A 26393-nucleotide genomic window follows, 5' to 3' on the forward strand; every position below is an offset into this window, starting at 1 on the left:
TTAAAAGGTTTATGTGTTTTAACTAAAACGTTTTTGTGTTTTAGTTAAGACATATACCTATTGCAATTAAGATAGATTTGTGTTTTAGTTATAGCTCCTTTAGTGGTTAATTTTCGTTGCGTATCTTCAAGACGATTATTTAATTCTGTTTTGCAACTGTTACCACCTATTTTGTTTACTCCTTTCAAAGAGAAATTTTATAGGAAACACCATCTTCAATAAATTTAGTTGGTATACAATCAATAATTTGCAGAAAAATTTTCACGATATCTTAGTGCATGTGTAATGTAGTTATGACATTTAATAAGCCGATGTAGTATCTTTTTGTAATCTCCGGCGTTGCTTTTTTTAGCCTTATCTATTTAATTCCTTTTGATAAAATCAAGCCATAATATGATATTTACAAAAGAGGGAAATGGACTTGCAAACTTATTTGAGACATAAAGTTAAGCGACATTTTTAATTGATTCTTTTTTAAGATTATACTGATTCCAGTATCGACAAACAGGATTACATTATTCTTAATTCCATCACCAATGTTTCTCTAAAGCAATCGACACCATTAGCAACTATCAAGAAAAGCAGTGCTATCTGGACAACGACAAAGCCGGAGCATCCGCATATATCTAAATCCGAAATAAATGCGGGTTGAACATATTAGATAAATCTTCCATTTACAGGGAGCATAAAGATTTGAACGACTACGTATGCGGGAAGAAACAAGGTTTAGAATTACCCGTGAAAAAGAAAAACCCGAGATTGAAATTATAAGGTGTATCGACCCGGCTGTCAGGGTCTATACGCCGCCATCCCCGATGGGCTTTTAGAGAAAAGCCATAGCTTATTAGGGTATTTTCTTAACGCTTCGTTGCACTCCCACTAAAAGGGCCCCAATAAGCCAAAGGTTTTCACCCTTTGGAATCTCCCTTAACGGTCTTGCGACCGTAGCCGCATGAGCGGCAAACGAGCGGAAATAAGGATATGTTTTCCGCTATCAATGAGTGCCTGTTGGCAAATAGTATTAACACCAAATCAGACTAAGTTATGGGATTTGTCGTATTGCATATAGATAAGGCTCCCGGCAACGATGCCGGTATGACCGCCCACATCGAGCGAACCATAGACCCGGCAAATACCGACAAGGAACGCACCCACCTGAACCGGAAGTTAATCGAGCTCCCGGAAGGAGTTGATAACCGGACACAGGCTATCCAACACCGCCTCGATAATGCCGGGCTGACCCGTAAGATTGGTACAAACCAAATCCGGGCGTTGCGGATTATGCTATCTGGCACGCCGGAAGATATGCAGCGTATAGAGACTGCTGGGAAGCTCGACGAGTGGTGTGAGGACAATCTCGCATGGCTTCGTAAAACCTACGGCGCAGATAACGTAGTGCCGGCAGTCCTACATATGGATGAGAAAACATCCCATATCCAATGCTACCGTCGTTCCCATATTATGAACCTTATAAGGCGCAAAAAGATATGAATTTGTTTTTCGGTGTATTTTCCAAGCTAAGCGAGCACTTACGGATAGTACAGTTATGTAAGGGCATTGGGCTAACAATAGAGAGTATTAGAAAGCTATTCAACGGCGAAGCTGTACCCATTATAGGAAAACTCCATTCGCCTGAACACGACCGAGATTTTAACATACAGGATGCCAAACTGCAACTATTCAAGGAGCCGGATAATCCGGACAAGTTCCGTCTTTCCCTTAACGGTCAGAATATCCTTGACTAGTTCAAATAGAAATATCAAGAGATGAAGCTAGTGATAATACCTCATATCAAACCTCCGGCAAAGCAGAAACTAAATAAGGGTAAAGGTTTGAATAAATAATCGAGGCTGACTCACAGATGTTTACTAAATTTGCAAACGGCAAGTAACTCTTCTGGTTTAGAGAATATTCTTTTTACGCATTGCGCGTTTTGGATATACCAACTGCTTTGTCCGAAAAATAATAGTCTAATATGATAGCGGTTGACTGTAAAATATACGTATGTTTTTGATGTTAGCTGCAAACTTAATAAATGTAGCGAGTAAAATAATACAAAATATGCCATGGGATTTTCACTGGAAATAAAAGAACAAGTAATGATTGCGACAGCAAGACATTGTTGTGTTTGTCATAGTTATAAAGGGATAAATTTAGAAGTTCACCATTTGATACAAGAAGCAAATGGAGGTCCCAATACATTTGAGAATGCCATTCCTCTTTGCTTTGATTGTCACGCAAACGCAGGGCATTATAACAATAAGCATCCTAAGGGAATTAAATTTTCTATTCCGGAATTAACTAAAGCACGAAATAATTGGTATGATTTTGTGAAAAATAATCCAATAGTTGAGAAAAAACTTATTTCAAATCAAATACATACATGCTATTATGTTCTTCGCGCTTTTGATGTTTTAGAGTCAGTAATCAAAGGAGATTTTTCTTCTATTGACAAATACAGAAACAGTGTATTTTTATCTGACAACTCAATATTAAAAGAATGGAAAGAAACTCTTAACTCGCATTTGAAGGACTTCGGCTCTAATGTTGAGCAAAAAATGATCATGGAAGTTCGACTATTTAATTCTATTGAGGAGTATTTTCAGGAATATGAAGGAGTTGAGATGACAGACAAAACAAGTGTGGAATACCCTTATTTTGAAGCAAAAAGAAAATGTGATTGGTGTTCATTACTGAATATTTTAAAACCAAATTCATTTTTAGAGCAATTGAGTAAATCAGGAATTAAAGCCGAAACGTTTTGCACCTCGTTACTTCGCAGAAATGAAAATTCTTGTGGTGGAGAAGCTTTCGAATTTGCTTATACTGAGTATTTAGAAATTTCCCCTATCAGTTTCATTTTTCTTGGAATAACAAATACCTCAAAGGAGCAAATAAAATTGAACAGCCTATTAACAAAGGAAAGCACAAAAATTCTCCTCCCCAATTTCAATTTACTTCCTCGTGAAATGGTTTTAGTTCCAATTGCAACTGCTATCAATTTCCAGGAAATTGACAGAAGCAAAATCATTATAGAACACATTGACGGAGACAGAGGACAAGATTTTTCACGGATACTGAACGGCAGTGATTTTAATGAAGATGATGTTTGTTTCTTTAATGAAAAAATTAACCCAAACTCTGTTATATATAATGATAACGAGGGAGAATATGAAATTGAAATTCACGGTTTTGATTTCAATAATTTATATAGCATAAATAGTTATTGGCAATGCGGATCTTGTCCACATTTATTCGTTATTAATAAGCACGGAAAACAAAAATATGTTCGCGAACTGTTAAAATCAGCCTCTTTCAAGCAAAGATTTGACACAATTACAATTCCCGATGAAATTTTTGAAATAGTAATTCGTGAACTTGAGGACGAAACAACTTACATTGAGAGAATCCATATTAATAGTAGATTGTATTGTGAAAATGTAGTTCTAAGAAAGGGAGAATTCCTGTCTATACCCGTAAGCCCTAATGATAAATTAATCATTAGGGGGCACTATGAGCCTTATATGTTTGCAAATTCAACGTTGAATGATATCTGGCGAAGAAATGAAATAATAAAACAATCAAATGTCCACTTTAATTTTTATTGACAAAGTGATATAGAAAATACAAAAAATAGTCAACACTTAACAAGCCCCGCAACATTATGAGTATGGGGTAAGAGATATTGGAGGACATAAAATGAATGGTGATTATAAAGTTGGCGAGTTGATTTATGATGCAAATATTTATGATGGATTAAATACTTTCCTATATGATTTGCAATTTTAAAAAAAGTGGCTGCCGAAAAATAAGGATGCTAAAATACTTGAACTTTGCTGTGGCACAGGCAGACTTACGCTTCCCATTGCAAAGGAAGGGTACAGTATTTGTGAAGTAGATTACACTTCTTCCATGCTTAAGCAAGCAAGGGTAAAGGCTTCCGAAGCAGGATTAGAGATTAATTTCATTGAAGCAGATATTAGAATGTTAAATTTGCAAGAGAAGTTCGACCTTATTTTTATTCCATTTAATTCAATCCATCATTTATATAAGAACGAAGATTTATTCAAGGTGTTGGATGTTGTTAAAAACCACCTCAAAGACGGAGGTTTATTTCTGTTTGATTGCTTTAACCCCAGCATTCAATATATTATTGAAGCCGCAAAAGAGCAGAAGGAAATTGCAGCATATACAACTGACGATGGAAGAGATGTATTGATAAAGCAGACCATGCGATACGAAACTGTAGCCCAGATTAATCGCATAGAATGGCATTATTTTATTAATGGTGAGTTCAATTCTATCCAAAATTTGGATATGAGAATGTTTTTTCCTCAAGAACTGGATTCATATTTGGAATGTACTGGGTTTAGTATTATTCACAAGTTTGGAGGTTTTGAGGAAGAAGCGTTTAATGATAATTCAGAGAAACAAGTATATGTTTGTCAATGCTAATCTGGGCGATAGATTTGAAGTTGTGCAAAAAAAGAAATAGGAAGTAATATGAGCAAAAAAGAGAGAATAACCGTACAGGGTATGGAAATAACCGTTATTTCGGAGAAAAATAGTGATTATATTTGCCTTACCGATATGGTAAAAGGTCAAGAGGGTGAAGACCATATCCGCAACTGGATGCGCAACCGCAATTCCCTTGAGTTTCTCGGCGCTTGGGAGATGTTGCACAACCCCGCCTTTAAAGGTGTCGAATTCGACACCTTTTTGCATGAGGCAGGGGCAAACCGTTTTAATATGACACCCCGCAAATGGGTTGAGGCGACCAATGCTATAGGTCTGATTTCTAAAGCTGGGCGAAACGGCGGAACTTACGCCCACAAGGATATTGCGTTCGAGTTCGGTTCGTGGCTCAGCCCGGTGTTTAAACTCTATTTGATTACCGAATATCAACGGCTTAAAGAGGCTGAAAGCAATCCGATGCTCGGCGAATGGAGTGTGAAACGGGTACTTAGTAAAGTGAATTATACGCTTCATACCGATGCCGTCCGTGATTTTATCATTCCCAAAATTGATGTCGAGCGTGAGAAAGCATACGCTTATGCAGATGAAGCCGATATGCTGAATCTCGCTTTGTGGGCTTGTACAGCAAGGCAATGGCGGGAGGCAAATCCCGAATACGCAAAGAAAGGGTTGAATATACGCGATACGTCAAGTATTAACGAATTGGTTGTATTGGCAAATCTTGAGTCATTTAATGCAGAACTTTTGAAACGTGATATGGACAAATCTACACGATACGCCTGCTTACACGAAATGGCAGAACGTCAACTGACACGTCTCAATGCCATAGACGCAGAAAAAGGATTTAGGAAATTAGAAGCAAAAAAATAAAGATGCTAAACCTTTCTTCATCCGAACACAAAGGTATGTTCCAAGAATGAAACGTCAATTTGCACTAAAATACGCTATATTTGAGGGTATTTACTGATTTTACAAAGGTCAAGTATTTGTACCATATCTGTGCGATAGAATTGCAAGTGTCTGATTTACAGAATCAATAATATTTGATTAGGTAAAAAAGGTGGGGCACCAGAACATTGCTTCCTTCTGTCAGGATAATTGACCCGATTCTATAAATTCCTCCAACAGAGACCGTTGCATAGCAGGCAAATTGCTTCGTTGCTTGCGAGATTCGCGCTTGGTCATTTACCTGAAGTAAACTCCCTGTGCACTCACTCTTAGCGCCTTGCACTTTACCCTCTCTGCCCGGTCAAAGTGTCTTTTGTCGGATTTGCCTCCAAAATCCACAAGACTGTTGACTTTTGCAACAGTCTCCAACAAGATATCTGTAACATCTAAATAACAAAATAGGAAAGTCATAATGACTTTCCTATTTTTATTGTGATCCGCCTGGGGTTCGAACCCAGGACCCCATCCTTAAAAGGGATGTGCTCTACCAGCTGAGCTAGCGAATCGACCTCGAAAGCAATCGTTTTGTTCCCGATTGCGATGCAAAGGTAGTGTTTTTTTTAAAACTGCCAAACGTTTCCTTAAATTTTTTCCTTTTTGCGCTTCTTTTTTTTCTTCTCCAAGTCGTATAAACGCTCGGCTTCTTGCTCTTCAATGTATGCAACATCGATCAAAACGTATCGTTTGTAGATGGCGTAGAGAGACATAGTCATAGGCAAAGCGATGAGTAGACCAAAGAACCCTAATATGTATCCCCAAAAAGCTATGGAAAACAAAATAAGTGATGGTCGCATGCCCATTTGTCTACCCATGATATGGGGCGTGAGCACGGTGTCCTGAATTATTTGTACGATACCCAGTACTCCGTAGGCAAGCAAGATGCAGAGAAATACATTTTGACCGGTCTGGGCAGACTGGAGTATTGCCAAGAATGTGAGCGGTATGAATCCTAACAACTGTAAATAGGGAATGAAATTGAGCATACCTATAAAGAGACCTATTACTATAGCCATGGGGAGCCCTATTATCTTATAACCTATGGATAGCAAGATACCCACACTGATAGCTATAAGGGCTTGTCCGCGGAAATAGCTATTCATGTAGCCGTCTATTTCATACATAATGCTTTTGACCATGCTACGGGCATCTATGGGAAAAAGATTGATAAAGCCATGAGCAAGTTTTTCAAAGTCCATCATGATGAAAATGAAATAAGTAATCCCCATAAAGAAAACTACGGTCCAAGAGAATACAGAAAGAGTACTGCTGATAAGTTTTTCGATTTGCGCCATGACCTGCTTGCCACTCTCAAAGAGTTTCTCGCTATTCATGGACGCAATGATGCTATCCAGATTGGCATTCTTTTCGATGTAAGCTCTCATTTTGGGCGGAATCATCTCTGTGAGAGTCTCTGCATTGGTATATTCTTGCAACATCTGCCAAGTTTTGTCTATCTCAGCCTGAATGGTAGGTGTGAGCGTGAATACGGTGAGCGTGGTTACACCCAGTATGAAAAGCAACACCAAAAGTACGGAAACTACTCTGCTGCGTACTTTGAGTTTGTGCTGGACAAACTTCACTATGGGCATAAACACATAAGCAAATATCCCTGCTAACAGGAAAGGGATCAGCACAGGCTTCATGTAATTGAAGAATATGATCAATGCCACCACTAAGATGATCAAAAAGAACGCCCGAGCCGTTCTGTCGAAAGTAAATTCCCGGGAGAAGAAATTTGCCATAGCCTCGTTGTCCTGTATTCGTTTTATTTTACAGCCTTGCTGGATATAGATATACTATCAGATCTGAAGGGGAAATCTTTGGAAGGAGTTCTCTCTGCTTCCATCTTTTGCAACATTGTTTTTACACGTTCAGGATGTTTATCTGCCAGATTATGCGTCTCTGATAAGTCATCCTTGATGTTGTAGAGCTCTATAACGGGTTTGTCCGTATTCTTTTTCAGCACTATAAGTTTCCAATCACCGTCGAGCAAGGCTTGTCTACCTTTGTACTCGTGATATTCCCAGTAAAGAGAGCGTTGCTTAGGCCGGAATTTCGAGGGATTTATCCATGAATCCCAAAGTGATATCCCATCTGTTTTAGGGCTTGGTGATCCAAGCATGTCGGCGAAAGTGGGCATCATATCCCAAAAAGCACCTGCAGTATTGTTTACTGATCCGGCTTTGATCTTTTGAGGCCACACCACTATCATGGGTTCCCTGATACCGCCTTCATATAAGTCGCGTTTATATCCCCGTAACGGTCCGTTGCTATCAAAATAATCAGGATCTGCTCCGCCTTCGAGGTGAGGGCCATTATCGCTGGTGAAGATAATAATGGTGTTTTGATCCACGCCCAACTTACGAAGGTGCTGCACTACCTCTCCTACATAGGCATCAAGCTGTGTTATCATCGCTGCAAAAGAAGCATGGGCATCTTCAGATGGCGGATAGCCGTCGCGACCGTCCCATGGGCGGGGCACTACTTTGCCCTTATACATTTCGTATATGGCATCGTGTGGGAGATTGAGCTCTGCATGAGGTAGTGTGTAGGTAAGCATGGCAAAGAACGGCTTGCCTTTGGCTACACTTTCTGTGATGAAGCCCAATGCTTGTTTTTGGATAAGCTCGGGAGCATAGGTCTTGCGTCCATTGTTGAGATTGGAGTAGATGTTCTCCTTTTTTCCCGTATTCCAAAGATGAGGAGGGTAGTAATAGTGTGCAAGGCGCTGGCAGTTGTATCCGTAGAATTTATCGAAACCTCTGTCTTGCGGTTCTGATCCGCTACCGGGATATCCCAATCCCCACTTACCAAACATACCAGTGGCATAGCCATGCGACTTAAAGAGATTGCCCAGTGTGGTGCGCGAAGGGTTCATCGGCATTTGGCCCTCAGGCTCGATCTCATTATTTCCCCTCACCGTAGTATGTCCCGTATTAAAACCTGTGAGTAGCGAAGCCCGTGAAGGTGCACTCACTGTACATCCGGCATAAAATTGATTGCATTTCATGCCTTCACTTGCAAGAGAGTCAATGTTGGGTGTTTTGATAATCTTCTGTCCATAGCAACCAACATCACCATAACCCAAGTCATCTGCAAGGATGAAAACAACGTTGGGGGCAGGTTTCTGAGCATTAGCCATAGAAGATATGGCTAATACGCAGAGTGTCATGCCCCCACCTTTATAGAAGTTTCTTTTCATTGAAGAATTAATGAATTGGTATCTTTTCAATTCTTTCTGCATGTCTGCCTCCGTCGAACGGAGTAGTCAGAAAGGCCTCCAATATATCATCACTTTCTTTGTCACTGATAAATCTGGCAGGCAAAGAAAGTACATTGGCATCATTGTGGGCTCTTCCTAAGCGAGCTATTTCCTCATTCCATGAAAGAGCAGCTCTTACGTGCGGATATTTATTCATTACCATGGATATTCCGTTGCCTGATCCGCAGATAGCTATTCCTCGGGTTATTTTACCCTCTTCTATGGCATGCCCCATCTTGTGAGCAAAGTCGGGATAGTCAACTCGCTCTTCGCTAAAGCAACCAAAGTCTTCAAAAGGTATTCCTTTTTCTTCCAACTTTGTTTTTACATGCTCCTTGAGTTCATATCCCGCATGATCGCTACATATCCCTATTTTATCCATAATATTACTTCCTTATTAATTTGAGTACTTGCTCTTTTACATTTTGAGCGGTAAAGCCCAGCTTTTCATCCAACACCTTGTAAGGAGCAGAGAAGCCGAAAGAGTTGAGTCCCCATACACTACCGTTTTCGCCAACCAACGATTCCAATGTCACAGGCAAACCTGCAGTAAGCCCGAAGCGCTTGATTCCCTGCGGAAGTACTTCTTTTTTGTAGGCCTCATCTTGCTTGGAGAAGAGACCTTCCGAAGGTACAGATACAATCTGAGCTTTTACACCCTCTTCGTGTAATAATGCTGCACCTTCTATGAGAGTAGATACTTCTGACCCGCTGGCAAGCATGACCACATCAGGTTTTTCATCTTTCATCACAATATAAGCACCCTTTTCTGCTTGTAATGCTTCTGTGTAACGGCTATTCTCAGGATTCATTACCGGTACATCGTTGATGTTTTGGCGAGAGAATATAAGACCGGTGGGAGTTTTAGTATTCTCCATTGCCATCTTCCATGCTACGGTAGCTTCGTTTACATCAGCAGGTCTCAGCACCAACATACTGTTGTTGCCTCTGTGGTTTTGCAGTTTCTCGAGGAGGCGCACTTGTGCTTCTTGTTCTACCGGTTCGTGAGTAGGGCCATCCTCTCCCACACGGAATGCATCGTGTGTCCAAATAAACTTTACAGGAAGTTCCATGAGTGCAGCCATACGCAAAGCGGGTTTCATGTAGTCTGAAAATACGAAGAAAGTGCCACAGGCCGCTACCACACCTCCGTGCAAGGTAATACCTATACACAAGCAAGCCATGGTAAACTCCGATACTCCTGCTTGGAGGAATGCTCCGCTAAAGTCTCCTTTCTGTAGTACTGTGGTCTTTTTGAGGAATCCGTCAGTCTTGTCTGAGTTGGAGAGGTCTGCAGATGAGACTATCATATTTTCTACCTTTTCTGCCAATTTACCCAATACCGTAGCCGATGCTGCACGCGTAGCCTGGTTGGGTTTCTGCTCTATGGATGCCCAATCAACGGAGGCAATCTCACCGTTGAACCAGCTATCCAGCTTCTTTGCCAAATCAGGATGCTCTGTTCTCCAGCGATCTTCTTCCTGTTTTCTTTCGTCCATCAGTTTGTCCAGTTCAGTCATGCGTTTGTGGTACATCTCCTTTACTTCGGGGAATATTGTGAAGGCCTTGTCATATTCACCGCCCAGTTGCTCCACGGTACGCTCTATGCTTGCTCCTGCTGCACTGAGAGGTTGACCGTGAGTCGACACCTTGTTTTCGTATGACGATCCGTCGGCAGCGCATGCTCCTTTACCCATAAGTGTATGTCCTATGATAAGTACCGGCTTTCCTGCATAGGCCTTGGCTTCTTTGAGAGCCTCTCTGATTTGATTGACGTCGTTACCGTTGATCTCTAGTACATGCCATCCCCAAGCTTTATATTTCATAGCCACATCTTCTGTAGTCACTTCTTCCACTGTCGAAGATAACTGCACATCGTTCGAGTCATAAAACATGATCAGATTATCAAGTCCTAGATGACCTGCTATTCTACCTGCACCCTGCGATACTTCTTCTTGTATACCTCCGTCTGAGATATAAGCATAAATTGTTTGGCTCATCACCCAGCCGAGTCTTTGCTCCAGGAACTTTGCTGCGATGGCAGCTCCTACGGCATAGGTGTGTCCTTGTCCCAGAGGGCCTGAGGTGTTTTCTATCCCTCTCTGCACATTACGCTCAGGGTGTCCCGGTGTCTCACTTCCCCACTGGCGAAATTGTTGCAGTTCTTCCATAGAAAAACGACCGATCAATGACAACTGAGCATAAAGCATAGGAGACATGTGGCCGGGATCGAGGAAAAACCGGTCTCTACCGCTCCAAGAAGGGTTTCTGGGGTCAAAAATCAGAAATTCGGAGAAAAGCACATTAATAAAATCAGCTCCACCCATAGCTCCGCCAGGATGACCACTTTTTGCTTTTTCTACCATTGAGGCTGCAAGGATACGGATGTTGTCCGCAGCTTTTACCATCAGTTGATTATCGTTCATGATTCGGAATATATAATTTAAATAGGTTTTTACAGCGATTAGTATTTACTCTTTTACAAAGGTAAACATTAAACTATTTCAAACTTAATAATCTTGCCTTAAACAAACAAAAAAATCGGACTTCTTTCTCAAATACACTTTCTTAGCCGTTTGGTTGCATTCTTTGAATTGATCAAGTGTGATGACTGATCAGGTGCTTTGGGGAGCTAACGGGCGTAGAGCGAGATGAGATTATTACCCCCTTTCCTTACCTCCCTGTAAACAGGATACGCCTGATTGGTTATTTAGTGTGATTTCAATATAATCGGGTTTTTCAAAAGACTGTTCTTTTGTAGAGCTCGCTTATAAATCGCAAATTTTTATCTAAGTTTGTTATATAAAGATTATAGCGAATGAATACCTCCATTATACTCATTGTCATACTATGCCTGCTTACCTTGGGATATCTATTTCTCAGGGGTATAGGCCGGCGTAGCAAGCATGCGCTTATCAATTCCGTTTCTTACGGGGAGAGCAAGCGCAAGGAACTGCTGGAGGATACTATCAAAGTCCTTTATAGGGCAGAAGGTAAGGGTGAGTATAATCTCAAATCATTATCTTCTCAGCTGGGAATAAGTACTTGTCGCCAACAAAAAATATTGAACATCCTACGTGATCGCAACTTTATTAGTCATGATTCTATCAAGCTCACTGTTGCAGGAGAGGACTATGCACGTAAGATCATACGGTTGCATCGACTCTATGAGCGTTACCTTGCTGAGCAGTCCGGGCATAATCCCAAAGATTGGCACCGTCTCGCTGAGCGTATGGAACACCGGTTGGATGACGAAGACGTAGAGAAAATAACCCGTATACTCCGCAATCCTATTTACGATCCTCACGGAGATCTTATATCAGATGAGGGAGTAGCGAGTAGTGAAGCTAAAAATGAAGTTTCTTTGGATCGTGTACAGAAGGGATATAGATGTGAAGTACTCAGGATAGATGATCATAATACCGAAGCGTACAAAAGGTTTACGGAAATAGGTGTTTATCCACATACAGTGATATTTTTGGAGGAGAGTTCGCCACATTCCGAGAAGTATTCCGTTATGATAGAAGGTGAGAGATATACATTGAATCAGAATGAAGCTTCGGCTGTAGAGGTAGAAGTTCTGTCCAGGACGCCCGAGGATGGTACTCTAAGGACGGATTCGATAAGGCTCACTCTATTGCCTTCTGGCTCTGAGGCTGAGATCACAGGGCTTTCACCCGGCTGCAAAGGCCCTGCACGTCGCCGATTGTTAGACTTGGGATTTGTGAAAGGCAGCACAGTATCTATCGATCTCAGAAGTCCCATGGGCAACCCCACTGCTTATGTGATCAGGGGTACAGCTATAGCACTGAGGAGGGATCAGGCTAAGTATATATTGATAAACCCTCATACTATAAAAACGTTTGTCTGATGAACCAATGTGATAATAACAATTGTGCTGGCTGTACTGTAAATACAGCCGCACACTCTCTCAGGAAGATGGGAGAGCAAAGCGTGAATACACGTTATACCATAGCATTGGCAGGCAACCCCAATACAGGGAAGAGCACCGTATTCAATGCCCTTACAGGGCTCAAACAGCATACAGGCAATTGGCCCGGAAAAACGGTGGCAAGAGCCGAAGGTAGTTTCCGATATTCGGATGAAAACTTTAAGGTAGTGGATTTGCCGGGAACTTACTCCCTACTCTCAACCTCGGAAGACGAAGAGATCGCACGTGAGTTTATTCTCTTTGGGCATCCTGATGTTACTGTCATTGTAGCTGATGCTACAAGGCTTGAGCGTAACATGAATCTCATACTGCAAATTCTCGAAATCACCGACAAAGTTGTTTTGTGTGTCAATTTGCTTGATGAGGCTCAGCGCAATAAGATAGAACTCGACATACGGGCTCTATCCCGAAGGCTCGGAATCCCTGTAGTGGGAGCAAGTGCCCGCTCAGGTAAAGGTATAGATGAGTTGTTGGCTGCTATCTATTCCGTAATTCAAGGCACCTATATATGCCACCCTTACAGAATCAAGAGTATTCCTGAGGATATTAACCGTAAGGTATCTCTTTTGGATGAAGAGATCAGAAAGGTTAGCCCCGATCAGCTCAATAGCCGTTGGCTTAGTTTCAGGATGATCGAGGGAGATGTAGGCGTACTTGACAGATTCCCGCAAAAGAATATACAGGACTTAGCCATGAAACTCAAGATGGAGATTGGCGATGGTTTTCACGACTTACTCTCTGAAGCCATATATGCCGATGCTGCCGAGATATGCTCCGATGTGGTGAGACAGTCCAATAAAAGAGGTCGTGCACCACTGGATGTGCGTATCGATAAGATCGTCACCTCCAAAGTATGGGGATTTCCTATCATGGTACTTCTCCTGGGCGGAGTATTGTGGCTTACTATTGTGGGTTCTAATTACCCATCAGAATTGCTAAGCAATTTTTTGGTCGGATGGTTGCATCCCACACTCAAATCATTGGGCGATTATATACAGATGCCTTGGTGGCTGTCGGGATTTCTTTTCGATGGAGTCTACCTTGCCACAGCTTGGGTGATATCTGTGATGTTGCCGCCTATGGCTATATTCTTTCCGCTCTTTACCCTGCTCGAAGATTTTGGTTACCTCCCGCGTGTAGCTTTCAATCTGGATGAGATGTTCAGACGCACGGGAGCTCACGGCAAACAGGCTTTGACTATGAGTATGGGTTTTGGGTGTAATGCAGCCGGGGTGGTTTCCACACGTATTATAGATAGTCCCAGAGAAAGGCTTATCGCTATCATTACCAATAATTTTTCGCTTTGCAATGGGCGTTGGCCCACGCAGATTCTTATAGCTTCCATATTCCTGGGAGCCGTTGTGCCACCTGCTGTGCGGGGTATTGTAAGTATAGGCTCTGTATTGGTGGTAGCTTTGTTGGGTGTAGGGTTTATGTTCCTTACATCTTGGCTACTCTCCCGTACGGTATTGCGTGGCGAAGTCTCCACTTTCAACCTGGAGCTTCCTCCTTACCGTCCGCCCCAGTTTTGGCGTACGCTGTACACTTCACTTATCGATCGCACCCTTATTGTTTTGTGGCGTGCCATTGTCTTTGCTGCACCCGCAGGTGCGTTGATCTGGCTTTCTTGTAATATCACTATTGCAGGATCGAGCATTGCCGAATACCTGATACGCATCCTTGAGTATCCGGGTTGGATCATGGGCCTCAATGGTATCATACTGCTGGCTTATGTGCTGGCTATCCCCGCCAATGAGATCGTTATACCCACGGTGCTCATGCTCACCGTTCTTATCACGGGAGTGCATGGAGGTGCAGGCAATGGAGTTTTATTTGAGGGTGATGATAACCAGATCGCCTCTCTGTTACACGCTGGGGGGTGGACTATACTTACGGGAGTAAATTTGATGTTATTTAGCTTGCTACATAATCCGTGCAGCACTACTATTTATACTATTTATAAAGAAACGGGAAGTCGGAAATGGACAGCGGTAGCCACATTGCTGCCTCTGATCATGGGTATAATAGTGACCATACTGGTAGCATTTGTATGGCGCTTGTTCCTTCCCGCATAAAACTAAAAAAAGAGATTGATCATGATATTGGAAACCAGTTGGGAAGTTTGTAATAAAATGGGAGGTATATACACGGTGCTCAGTTCGAGAGCTCGTGTGATGATGGAGAAACACAATGGTCGGGTTGTTTTTATAGGGCCTAAGATACCGGCTCGGGATGCTGCTCCTGCAGACTTCGTAGCCGAATGTCCCGAATATCTGCAAGACTGGTTCGATAAGGAAGCTCCTTTTTTGGGGCTGGAGGTTCAAGTAGGGTATTGGAAAGTCCCGGGGAATCCGCCGGCTGTTCTAGTCGATTTCGCCCCCATGTGGGAAGCCAGAAGTGTGGTTTATTATGAAATATGGGAAGCTTATGGTATAGATCATACCAAGGGATATGGAGACTATGATGAAGCCTCCCTATTTAGTATAGCCGCAGCCAAAGTGATGATGAGTCTCTATCGCCATCTTCATCAAGGTGGTGAGCGCTCTGTTGCCATCTTCAATGAATGGCAAACGGGCAACGGGCTTCTTTACCTCAAGAAATACTGCCCCGATTTACATACAATGTTTCTTACTCACGCCACTACTGTAGGGCGCTCTATAGCAGGAAATAATAAAGCTCTATATGCATACATGGCGCAGTATGACGGTGACGTCATGGCCCGCGAACTCAATGTGGAGGCCAAGCATGCCGTGGAAAAAGCAGCAGCGCACAAGTGTGATTGTTTTGCTACAGTGAGCAAACTCACGGCTATGGAATGTAAACAATTGCTCGACAAAGAACCCGAGGCTGTCCTTCCTAATGGGTTTGAACCTGATTTTGTCCCTGTGGGCCAGGAGTATATTGCCAAGCGAAAGGAAGCGCGCGAACTCCTGTTACGAGTAGCTAAAGCTCTTACGGGGCATGAGATTAATAAAAATGCATTACTGATGTCGCTGAGCGGCCGCTATGAGTACCGCAACAAAGGGATTGACCTGTATATCGAAGCTCTTCACAAGGCCGGACACAGCACCGAGTTGGGTAAGGAGGTCGTCGCTTTTATATTAGTCCCTGCATGGGTATCTGCTCCCAGAGCCGATCTCAACTACTTGCTACAGCATAGCGAGGTGTCTAATGAAGCACCTTTGCAACATCCTGTGATTACACATTGGCTCTTCAATATGTCGGAGGATAGTATAATGAAACAGTTGCATACCTTCGGCATAAATAATAACTCGGGGGGTAAACTCAAAATCATATTTGTACCCTGCTACCTCAATGGTGCAGACGGGATTTTCAACAAAAGTTACTATGATCTATTGATCGGTATGGATCTTACGATCTATCCTTCCTATTACGAACCGTGGGGGTATACTCCGCTGGAGAGTATAGCTTTTGGGGTGCCTACTATTACAACCAACCTTTCGGGTTTTGGACTATGGGCTTTGGACGAATTGGGTAAGAATGAAACACTTGCCCCTGAAAAATATCCCGTCAAGATAGTCATGCGTGATGATTTCAATGCTGCCGAAGCCTCATCATCTATTGCAGATAAGATTTGTTGCTTGAGTCGTGGCACATGCGGTTCTCCTGATGATTTTCGCGAAAGTGCATTACAGCTGTCTGTCAAAGCTCAGTGGTCACATTTCTATTATTATTATCTCAAAGCATACGACTTTATTTTTGAGCAACGCGTAAATCAGAGTCATTGAATATCTCTGTACTCTACATATAGTCATCCTAATTCATAAACAACAATGCGGGGCGGTAATCATTGCACATGATACCGCCCGTCTTTGATGAGACCGTTGAAAAAGTCGGATCGAGAGACAGAGACAGAAGACGAGCAATTTTCCGCCCGATTTTAGTGAACAGACGAAGAAATTTTGATTCTAATTTTTTTGATTTAGCTCTTTTTTGAGCTACCTGAGGGGGGGCTTCCCCTTCAATCGGAGGCTAGCTTACACTTTGTTGCATAAGTAGAGACTGTTGCAAAAGTCAACAGTCTTATGGATTTTGGAGGCAAAGCCGACAAAAGACACTTTGACCGGGCAGAGAAGGTAAAGTGCAAGGCGCTAAGAGTGAGTGCACAGGGAGTTTACTTCAGGTAAATGACCAAGCGAGAATCTCGCAAGCAACGAAGCAATTGGCCTGCTATGCAACGGTGTCAAGTAGCCTTGGCGCACGTTTGAGATTGTAGGCCAAAGACTCAATGAGGTTCTGATAATGCGATTTAGCAATTCCTCGATAGCGACATCGTCCTCCATGAAACCATCGTATAATGCTACCAAAGCTACGCTCTATCTGCCATCGCATGGAACTGATCAGCCTATTCAATTGCTTTTTACCCTCCGTCAGTGGCACTCCCTTGACTGCTTTGTGCATGATGCCATCTATCAGGTTGTGGTCGCACAGATAACCTCTGTTCCTCTTGGATGTGTAACCTTTGTCCGCTAATATCATTGTCTCTTGGGGGAGTTGAGCCTGCTCCAAAAGAGGAATGATTTGTGTCGTATCTGCCACATTAGCCGCTGTGGTGATTACTTCATGTATCAGTCCCCCGGTGTCTGTTAAGACGTGCTTCTTGTAACCGTATCTATATTTGTTGCATTTCTTTACCCAACGAGCCTCTTCATCTACGCCGGGTTTCGTTGAGCAGACTTTGATCTGGTATTCTTCTTCAGCCTCTTTCTCCTGATCGCTATGAGTATCCTCCCGATCATCGCAGATCACAATTTGACACCCTCCCGTTGGTTTGTTGGGACTGTCAACAATGCTTGCGTCCACAATGGCGCCCTTTTTGATCTCCATGATGCCATGTTGTTTGAGTTGCTTGTTGAGAAGCTTGAACAGCTTTGCCATTAAGCCTTTCTCTATAAGCTCCGTCCGGAAGCGACAGATGGTCGAGTGATCGGGTGAAACGAAATCCATCGTCAGCCCTAGGAAGGCACTCCATGTGAGGGAATCGTTGATTCGCTCTTCTAATTGACGATCTGAGAGACCGTACCAAGTCTCCAAAAGCAGTATCTTGAAGAGCATAATGGGGCGGTAAGAGGAAGCGCCAAATGGGGTGTCTCCCTTAAGGCAATGTTTGTTGAGCAAGTTGGAGATGGGACGCCAATCTACAATGGTGTCAATCTGATGCAAAAAGTTGTTTTTGGTGGCTTGCAGACGACGTTCTACTGATAGTTCTGCAAAAGATGGGGCCTTGGTGTTCTTTTCCTTACTCATAGAGACTGTTTTGATTGCTGTTTTATATATCAAATCTAATGATATTCAGCGATATAGACAAGATTAAAAGGACAATTCTCGTGCAACAGTCTCAATTTGTAAATACAATATACAGTGAGGGCTGCACTCAAGTCTTTGACTTGGAGCACAGCCCTCGGTATTGAGAGATTACTACACCACCCTACTACTGCTTAGGGAATAGTGGATGTAGTTCTTAGTTCTGATTTTCTTTGGCTTCTGCCTCCTCGGCAACCAAGGTTTCCGACAAAGCTTCGTCGCCCAACATTCTGTTCTTCTCGGCTACAGCACGCTCGTAATCTTCCATAGGCATGACTACCAACTTCTTGTATTCACGAAGACCGGTACCGGCGGGAATAAGGTGACCACAGATGACATTTTCCTTCAGGCCGTCAAGATTATCCACCTTGCCTGAAATAGCTGCTTCGTTGAGCACTTTGGTTGTTTCCTGGAAGGATGCCGCAGACATAAAGCTCTTGGTCTGCAAAGCTGCACGCGTGATACCCTGAAGTATCTGGCTGGCAGTAGCAGGCTTAGCATCACGCACTTGTACCAATGTGAGGTCGCGACGCTTGAGCATACTGTTTTCGTCACGGAGTTTGCGGAGAGTAACGATCTGACCAGGTTTGAGGGTTTCGGAGTCACCGGCATCGATAACTACCTTCTTACCCCAGATGCGATCATTTTCTTCCATTACCTCAATCTTATCCACAACCTGCTGTTCCAAAAAGATAGTATCACCCGGATCGACAATCTCGACCTTACGCATCATCTGACGCACGATAACTTCGAAATGCTTGTCATTGATCTTTACCCCCTGCAGGCGGTACACGTCTTGCACCTCATTGACAATGTACTCTTGCACAGCCGTAGGGCCCTTGATAGCAAGGATGTCGGAAGGAGTGATGGCACCATCGGACAGAGGCGTACCGGAACGAACAAAGTCGCCCTCCTGTACCAGCAACTGCTTTGACAGCGGCACAAGGTATTTCTTAGTTTCGCCGATCTTGGGCTGGATAGATATTTCACGATTACCTCTCTTGAGCTTTCCGAATATCACTTCACCATCTATCTCTGCAACTACTGCAGGGTTGGACGGGTTACGAGCTTCGAACAACTCGGTAACACGTGGAAGACCACCGGTGATGTCACCGGCTTTGCTCACGGCACGAGGTATCTTGACGAGAACTTCACCGACTTTTACAATGTCTCCGTTGTCTTTCATCACGTGAGCACCCAGTGGTAAGCTATAGTTTTTGAGCGGATTACCTGAAGCATCGGTGATATGTACACCGGGAGCCATGGTTTTGTCTTTGGATTCAATGATGATTTTTTCCTTAAGACCAGTAGTTTCATCAGACTCGATCTTATAGGTAACACCTTCTATCACATTCTCAAACTCGACCTTACCCGCAACTTCTGATACGATAACGGCATTGAAGGGGTCCCACTGGAACAGCACATCGCCCTTTTTCACAGCATCGCCTTCGTTATAGAACAAAGAAGCTCCATAAGGGATGTTGTGTGTAGAGAGGATGATGTTGGTATTGGGATCGACAATACGAAGCTCTGCCATACGGCTGATAACAACATTGTAGATCTTGCCATCCTCGCCCTGAGTCTCCACTGCGCGAAGCTCTTCGAAAGTAAGTATGCCATCGAATTTGGCCGCAAGGCTATTCTCAGTAGCTACGTTGGAAGCGATACCACCGACGTGGAATGTACGCAATGTAAGCTGTGTACCCGGCTCACCGATAGACTGTGCAGCGATAACACCCACAACTTCGCCTTTCTGCACCATGCGGTTGGATGCAAGGTTGCGACCATAACACTTAGCACAAACGCCTTTTTTGGACTCACAAGTAAGTACGGAACGTATCTCGACTTGCTCGATAGGCGATTCCTGAATGCGCTGAGCAGCATCTTCACGAATCTCGTCTCCAGCTCTTACGATAATCTCACCTGTAGAAGGGTGGATAACATCGTGAACAGACACACGACCTAAGATACGCTCATATAATGTAGCGATGACTTCTTCGTTTTGCTTGAGCTCTGTAGCTACAAGTCCGCGAAGTGTACCGCAGTCTTCTTCGTTAATAATAACGTCATGAGATACGTCAACCAAACGACGAGTAAGATATCCTGCATCGGCCGTCTTGAGAGCGGTATCCGCAAGACCTTTACGAGCACCGTGGGTAGAGATGAAGTACTCAAGTACCGAAAGACCTTCCTTGAAGTTGGAGAGGATAGGGTTCTCGATAATCTGACCACCTTCTGCCCCGCTCTTTTGAGGTTTCGCCATCAAACCACGCATACCAGAGAGCTGACGGATCTGTTCTTTAGAACCACGAGCTCCGGAATCCATCATCATGAACACAGAGTTGAAACCGGCATTGTCCTCAGACAAATGCTTCATAAGGATATTGGACAAACGGCTGTTGATGTGCGTCCAAGTATCGATGATCTGGTTGTAACGCTCATTATTGGTGATGAATCCCATGCTATAGTTTTGCATGATCTGCTCCACCTCTTCATAACCTTGCTGGATAAGGGCGTCTTTCTCTTCGGGGATAATGACGTCACCGAGGTTGAATGAAAGTCCGCCTTTGAAAGCCATGTAGTAACCGAGGTTCTTGATATCGTCAAGGAACTTGGCAGTAACAGCCACTCCACATATCTTGATCACATTACCGATGATATCGCGCAAGGCTTTTTTACCCAAAGTTTCGTTTACAAAACCTACTTCTTGGGGTACAAACTCATTGACCATAAGACGACCTACAGAAGTCTCAACGATGCGATGTACATTTTCGCCATCGACAACGTCATCAACATAAACTTTTACCGGAGCGTGGATATCAACTTTACCCTCGTTGTAAGCAATAGTAGCTTCTTCACTACCATAGAATACAAGACCTGAGCCTTTGGCGCCCGGACGTAGCTTGGTAATATAATAAAGGCCCAGTACCATATCCTGTGAAGGTACGGTGATAGGTGCACCGTTGGCCGGATTGAGAATATTGTGCGAAGCAAGCATCAGCATCTGCGCTTCCAGAATAGCTTCATTGCCGAGAGGCAAGTGAACGGCCATCTGGTCACCGTCGAAGTCGGCGTTGAAAGCCGTACAAGCAAGCGGGTGCAACTGAATAGCTTTGCCCTCGATCATCTTGGGCTGGAAAGCTTGGATACCCAAACGGTGAAGTGTAGGTGCACGGTTGAGCAATACAGGATGACCTTTCATCACATGCTCAAGAATATCCCAAACAACGGGTTCTTTGCGATCCACAATCTTCTTCGCGCTTTTTACCGTTTTCACAATACCACGCTCAATGAGTTTGCGGATTACAAACGGTTTATAAAGCTCTGCGGCCATATGCTTGGGAATACCACACTCATGCATTTTGAGCTCTGGTCCCACAACAATAACCGAACGAGCCGAATAGTCGACACGCTTACCAAGCAAGTTCTGACGGAAACGACCTTGCTTACCTTTCAAGCTATCAGAAAGAGATTTGAGAGGGCGGTTGTTATCGGAACGAACTGCGCTGGATTTACGTGAGTTATCGAATAGAGAGTCTACAGCTTCCTGAAGCATTCGCTTTTCATTGCGCAAAATCACTTCGGGAGCTTTAATCTCGATCATTCTTTTGAGACGATTGTTACGAATAATTACACGACGGTAAAGATCGTTCAAATCGGATGTGGCAAAGCGTCCTCCATCCAATGGTACCAAAGGACGAAGATCGGGAGGAATAACCGGAATAACTTTCATGATCATCCACTCAGGACGGTTTACCCCCTTCGATGAACGGAAGCTCTCAACTACCTGAAGGCGCTTCAAAGCCTCATTCTTGCGTTGTTGAGAACCATCTGTATTAGCCTTGTGGCGTAATTCGTATGAAAGACTATCAAGATCAACACGGCAAAGCAGATTATAAATCGCTTCCGCACCGGTTTTACAAATGAATTTGTTGGGGTCGCTGTCTTCCAATGCTTCGTTTTCAGGATGCTCAGCATCCAGCTTATCGAGCAGCGTGAGGTACTCGTCTTCTGTAAGTGTATCCAGTGTCTGTACTTCATCAGCAAAGATACCGGGCTGAATAACGACGTAACGCTCATAATAGATGATGGTATCGAGTTTTTTGGAAGGGATTCCCAAAAGATAGCCCATCTTGTTGGGTAAAGAGCGGAAATACCAAATATGAGCTACAGGAACTTCCAGCAGGATGTGTCCCATACGCTCACGGCGTACTTTCTTCTCTGTTACCTCTACACCACAACGGTCACAAACAATACCTCTATATCGAATACGTTTGTATTTACCACAGTGACATTCAAAATCTTTTACCGGGCCAAAAATACGCTCGCAAAACAAACCGTCTCTTTCAGGTTTGTAAGTACGATAATTAATAGTCTCCGGCTTGAGCACTTCACCGCTTGAATTTTCCAGAATCTCCTCAGGAGATGCCAGAGAAATACGAATTTGCGAGAAATTGCTCTTTATCTTATTATCTTTTTTAAAAGCCATATGTCTTTAACGATGTAAAGAATTAATTTGATTCTTCCGGTATCCGGTGGCAAGCTTTGTTGGCTTACCACACGGAGTCGAAAGCGTTGTGATGTATTTAATCTAAAGAGAAGCTTAGACCCAATCCCTTCAACTCATGTAATAACACATTGAGGGACTCGGGAATACCCGGTGTAGGCATAGGATCGCCTTTCACTATAGCTTCGTATGCTTTGGAACGTCCTATAACATCATCAGACTTGATAGTGAGTATTTCCTGCAAGATATGTGATGCTCCAAATGCTTCCAGAGCCCAAACCTCCATCTCACCGAAACGCTGACCACCAAACTGGGCTTTACCACCCAAAGGCTGCTGAGTAATAAGAGAGTACGGACCGATAGAACGGGCGTGCATCTTGTCATCGACCATGTGACCAAGCTTGAGGAAGTAAGTAACCCCCACTGTAGCCGGCTGGTCAAAACGCTCGCCGGTACCACCATCATAAAGATAAGTTTTACCATTGCGAGGTAAGCCTGCCTTGTCGGTCCACTCATTCATATCATCCAATGAAGCACCGTCAAAAATAGGTGTGGCAAATTTAACGTCGAGAGTTTTACCTGCCCAAGCCAAAACGGCTTCGAATATCTGCCCGAGGTTCATACGTGAAGGCACACCCAACGGGTTCAAACAGATATCTACAGGAGTACCATCTTCCAAGAAAGGCATATCTTCCTGACGGACAATTTTGGAAACAATACCTTTGTTACCGTGACGACCCGCCATCTTATCACCGACCTGTATCTTACGTTTCTTGGCGATATAAACTTTGGCCATTTGCACTATACCTGCAGGTAACTCGTCACCGATAGTCTCATCAAGTTTTTTACGACGCAACTCGGAATCAATCTCTTTGGACTTCTTCAAATAGTTTACAATAACTAATTTGATAAGCTCATTAGCGTGATCGTCGTCAGTCCAGTCGCTCAATTGTATTTCGTTGAATTGAAGTGCTTCAATATCCTTGCGGTTAAATTTAGCACCGGATTTAATCAACTCAGTATCCAAATAATCTCTTACTCCCTTTGATGTCTTATTGGCTGTAAGTTCCACCAATTTATCAACCAAAGAAGTTTTGAGCTGATTTTGTTTTGACTCGAACTCCTGATCCAGTCTTGCAACGATCTCTTTAGTCTCGGTACGGCCTTTTTTCTTCACAGCCTTGGAGAACAATTTAGTATCTACAATGACACCGTGCAGTGAAGGTGTAGCTTTGAGGGATGCATCTTTTACATCGCCTGCTTTGTCGCCAAATATAGCACGCAATAGTTTTTCTTCCGGAGTAGGGTCAGACTCACCCTTAGGTGTAATTTTACCAATGAGGATGTCACCCGGGCCGATGCGTGCACCAACACGTACAATACCGTTTTCATCCAGATTACGAGTTGCCTCATCACTTACATTAGGAATATCCGAAGTAAGTTCCTCAAGACCACGTTTAGTCTCACGAACTTCCAACACGTACTCATCTACATGAACAGAGGTAAAGAAATCCTCACGAACCATACGTTCGTTGAGCACAATAGCATCCTCATAGTTGTAACCCTTCCAAGGCATGTATGCAACCTGAACGTTGCGACCAAGAGCTAACTCGCCCGCTTGGGTAGAATATCCCTCGGTAAGAACTTGATCTTTGACCACACGATCTCCTTTGGAGCAAATGGGTCTAAGGTCGATAGTTGTACTTTGGTTGGTTTTACGGAACTTAGGGAGTTTATATGTAGTGATAGGATCTTCAAAGCTGACAAACTGCTCTTCTTCGGTTCTATCATATTTGATCTTGATACACTCAGCATCTACAAATACTACTTCACCCTCACGCTCAGCCACAATCTGTGTTCTGGAGTCATGAACCAATTGCGCCTCAATACCCGTACCAACAATAGGAGCTTGCGGACGCAACAATGGCACCGCCTGGCGCATCATGTTTGATCCCATCAAAGCACGGTTAGCATCGTCATGCTCAAGGAAAGGAATAAGTGAAGCTGCTATAGAAGCAATTTGCGTAGGAGAAACGTCCATAAGGTCCACCTGATCAGGTGAAACAACGGGGAAGTCTGATTCAAAACGTGCTTTAACACGATCATTTCTGAAACTTCCGTCTTCTTTTACCGGAGCGTTGCCCTGTGCCACAATCTTCTCTTCTTCTTCTTCGGCAGTGTAGTAGTGCAGTCCTTCTTGAGAGAAATCAACAACACCCTTGCTCACCTGACGATAAGGGGTAGCTATAAATCCGAGATCGTTGATCTTTGCATAGACACACAAAGAAGATATCAAACCGATGTTAGGACCTTCAGGTGTTTCAATAGGACATAAACGTCCGTAATGTGTATAGTGAACGTCACGAACCTCAAAACCTGCACGCTCACGGCTAAGACCTCCGGGGCCGAGGGCCGACAAACGACGCTTGTGCGTAATTTCGGCAAGCGGGTTGGTTTGGTCCATAAACTGGGACAATGCATTGGTTCCAAAGAAAGAGTTTACTACAGAAGAAATAGTCTTCGCATTTACAAGATCTACGGGAGTAAACACCTCATTGTCGCGTACGTTCATACGGTCACGTACAGTTCTCGCCATACGAGCAAGTCCCACACCAAACTGATTATAAAGCTGCTCGCCTACAGTGCGCACACGACGGTTGGACAAGTGGTCGATATCATCTACAGAAGCCTTAGAGTTTACAAGCTCTATAAGATACTTGATGATTTCGATAATATCTTCATTGGTGAGGACACGGGTATCCGGGTCGATAGAAAGATTTAGTTTCTTATTGATTCTATATCTACCTACATCGCCCAAGTCATATCTCTTGTCAGAGAAGAATAAGTTGGTAATAACTTCGCGAGCACTGCTATCATCGGCAGGCTCAGAGTTGCGAAGCTGTCTGTATATATAATAAAGAGCATCGTGTTCGGAGTTACACGGGTCTTTTTGTAATGTATTGAAAATAATCGAATAGTCGGAAACACTCTTATCTTCATTGTGAAGCAAGATTGTTTTCGCACCTGATTCCAAAATGAGTTCGATGTTATCATCATTCAACTCCACTTCACGATCTACAAGCACGGTGATACGCTCCATTGAAACAACTTCGCCGGTATCTTCATCACTTAGATCATCAAAGTAAGTTTTTGTAACTCTGGCCGCGAGTTTGCGACCGATGTATTTCTTGAGATTGGCTTTAGAAACTTTTACCTCTTCAGCCAAGTCAAATAAGTCTAAGATCTGCTTATCAGTCTCATATCCTATCGCACGAAGCAGAGTAGTTACGGGCAACTTCTTTTTGCGATCGATATAAGCATACATAGCGTTGTTGATATCGGTGGCAAACTCGATCCAAGAGCCCTTGAAAGGAATAATACGAGCTGAGTAAAGCTGAGTTCTGTTGGTATGCATGCTAGTCCCGAAGAACACGCCCGGAGAGCGGTGCAACTGGGATACAACAACACGCTCGGCTCCATTTATCACAAACGTGCCGGAATCGGTCATATAAGGAATAGGACCTAAGAAAACATCCTGAATCACAGTAGAAAAATCCTCATGATCAGGGTCTGTACAATAAAGTTTCAGCTTAGCTTTCAGAGGGACACTGTAAGTTAACCCTCTGCTAAGGCACTCTTCAATAGAATACTTGGGAGGATCAACATAGTAATCCAAAAACTCAAGCACAAAATTGTTACGAGTATCAGCAATAGGGAAGTTTTCAGCGAAAACCTTATATAGACCCTCTTTCTTACGCCTTTCCGGAGGAGTGTCTAATTGAAAGAAGTCTCTAAACGACTTCAATTGAACTTCAAGAAAATCCGGGAATTCAAGCGGATGTTTAATTGAAGCAAAATTTATTCTCGGTTTGATTTGGTTTGAGGCCATCTAATTCAGGAGTAATATTGACTTGGGGAATTAT

13 protein-coding genes, 1 tRNA gene and 2 pseudogenes are annotated in these 26393 nt (G+C 43.4%); 8 read left to right on the top strand and 8 right to left on the bottom strand.

All coding sequences use genetic code 11. The annotated features are described in order from the left end of the window. Window positions 1-1044 precede the first annotated feature (1044 nt). The 5 genes and pseudogenes from mobV to VYJ22_RS10795 all read left to right on the top strand — a co-directional run. Window positions 1045-1462, top strand: a pseudogene (gene mobV, locus VYJ22_RS10775) (MobV family relaxase); the annotation flags it as partial. Window positions 1463-1487: 25 nt separating this feature from the next. After that, the gene (locus tag VYJ22_RS10780) at window positions 1488-1745 is read left to right on the top strand and encodes a hypothetical protein (protein WP_329904064.1); all 258 of its coding nucleotides are present in this window, start codon (window positions 1488-1490) and stop codon (window positions 1743-1745) included. Between the two features lie 321 nt (window positions 1746-2066). Next, complete coding sequence (locus VYJ22_RS10785) at window positions 2067-3608, top strand: HNH endonuclease (protein WP_329904065.1); 1542 nt, start codon at window positions 2067-2069, stop codon at window positions 3606-3608. A 91-nt stretch (window positions 3609-3699) separates the two neighbouring features. Continuing rightward, window positions 3700-4455 (top strand): annotated as a pseudogene (locus VYJ22_RS10790) (class I SAM-dependent methyltransferase). A 48-nt stretch (window positions 4456-4503) separates the two neighbouring features. Next, window positions 4504-5346 carry a KilA-N domain-containing protein gene (locus VYJ22_RS10795; protein WP_329904066.1) on the top strand — a complete coding sequence of 281 codons (843 nt, stop codon included), beginning with the start codon at window positions 4504-4506 and terminating at the stop codon, window positions 5344-5346. Window positions 5347-5857: 511 nt separating this feature from the next. Here the strand turns inward: VYJ22_RS10795 and VYJ22_RS10800 are convergent. The 5 genes from VYJ22_RS10800 to VYJ22_RS10820 form a co-directional block, all read right to left on the bottom strand. After that, a tRNA-Lys gene (locus VYJ22_RS10800) sits at window positions 5858-5930 on the bottom strand. Window positions 5931-6005: 75 nt separating this feature from the next. Then, window positions 6006-7166: an AI-2E family transporter gene (locus VYJ22_RS10805; RefSeq protein WP_329904067.1), complete on the bottom strand. Its 1161-nt coding sequence runs from the start codon at window positions 7164-7166 to the stop codon at window positions 6006-6008. Window positions 7167-7189: 23 nt separating this feature from the next. Next, window positions 7190-8626 carry an arylsulfatase gene (locus VYJ22_RS10810; RefSeq protein ID WP_329904068.1) on the bottom strand — a complete coding sequence of 479 codons (1437 nt, stop codon included), beginning with the start codon at window positions 8624-8626 and terminating at the stop codon, window positions 7190-7192. Window positions 8627-8633: 7 nt separating this feature from the next. After that, on the bottom strand, window positions 8634-9068 hold the full coding sequence (rpiB, locus tag VYJ22_RS10815) for a ribose 5-phosphate isomerase B (protein WP_329904069.1): 435 nt from the start codon (window positions 9066-9068) through the stop codon (window positions 8634-8636). Between the two features lie 4 nt (window positions 9069-9072). Beyond that, window positions 9073-11112: a transketolase family protein gene (locus VYJ22_RS10820; RefSeq protein ID WP_329904070.1), complete on the bottom strand. Its 2040-nt coding sequence runs from the start codon at window positions 11110-11112 to the stop codon at window positions 9073-9075. Window positions 11113-11504: 392 nt separating this feature from the next. On the opposite strand from VYJ22_RS10820, the gene VYJ22_RS10825 reads away from it, so the two are divergent. From VYJ22_RS10825 to VYJ22_RS10835, 3 genes are read left to right on the top strand one after another with little or no spacing between them, the layout of a single operon-like run. Continuing rightward, window positions 11505-12557: a metal-dependent transcriptional regulator gene (locus VYJ22_RS10825; RefSeq protein ID WP_329904071.1), complete on the top strand. Its 1053-nt coding sequence runs from the start codon at window positions 11505-11507 to the stop codon at window positions 12555-12557. Continuing rightward, on the top strand, window positions 12557-14713 hold the full coding sequence (gene feoB, locus VYJ22_RS10830) for a ferrous iron transport protein B (RefSeq protein ID WP_329904073.1): 2157 nt from the start codon (window positions 12557-12559) through the stop codon (window positions 14711-14713). The genes VYJ22_RS10825 and feoB overlap by 1 nt, the downstream gene beginning before the upstream one ends. Window positions 14714-14734: 21 nt before the next feature. Next, window positions 14735-16387, top strand: a complete 1653-nt coding sequence (locus tag VYJ22_RS10835; RefSeq protein ID WP_329904074.1) for a glycosyltransferase — start codon at window positions 14735-14737, stop codon at window positions 16385-16387. Between the two features lie 442 nt (window positions 16388-16829). On the opposite strand, the gene VYJ22_RS10840 is transcribed toward VYJ22_RS10835, so the two are convergent. From VYJ22_RS10840 to rpoB, 3 genes are all read right to left on the bottom strand, one after another. Continuing rightward, entirely contained in the window at window positions 16830-17906 is a 1077-nt protein-coding gene (locus VYJ22_RS10840) for an IS5 family transposase (RefSeq protein WP_329904076.1), read from the bottom strand. A gap of 214 nt (window positions 17907-18120) precedes the next feature. Then, a complete protein-coding gene (gene rpoC, locus VYJ22_RS10845) occupies window positions 18121-22452 on the bottom strand; it encodes a DNA-directed RNA polymerase subunit beta' (protein WP_329904078.1) in 4332 nt (1443 codons plus the stop codon). Window positions 22453-22549: 97 nt separating this feature from the next. Next, window positions 22550-26359, bottom strand: coding sequence for a DNA-directed RNA polymerase subunit beta (gene rpoB, locus VYJ22_RS10850; protein WP_329904080.1), 3810 nt, complete (start codon window positions 26357-26359; stop codon window positions 22550-22552). Window positions 26360-26393 lie beyond the last annotated feature (34 nt).

Source organism: Porphyromonas pogonae, assembly GCF_036320655.1.
GTDB classification, from domain to species: domain Bacteria; phylum Bacteroidota; class Bacteroidia; order Bacteroidales; family Porphyromonadaceae; genus Porphyromonas; species Porphyromonas pogonae.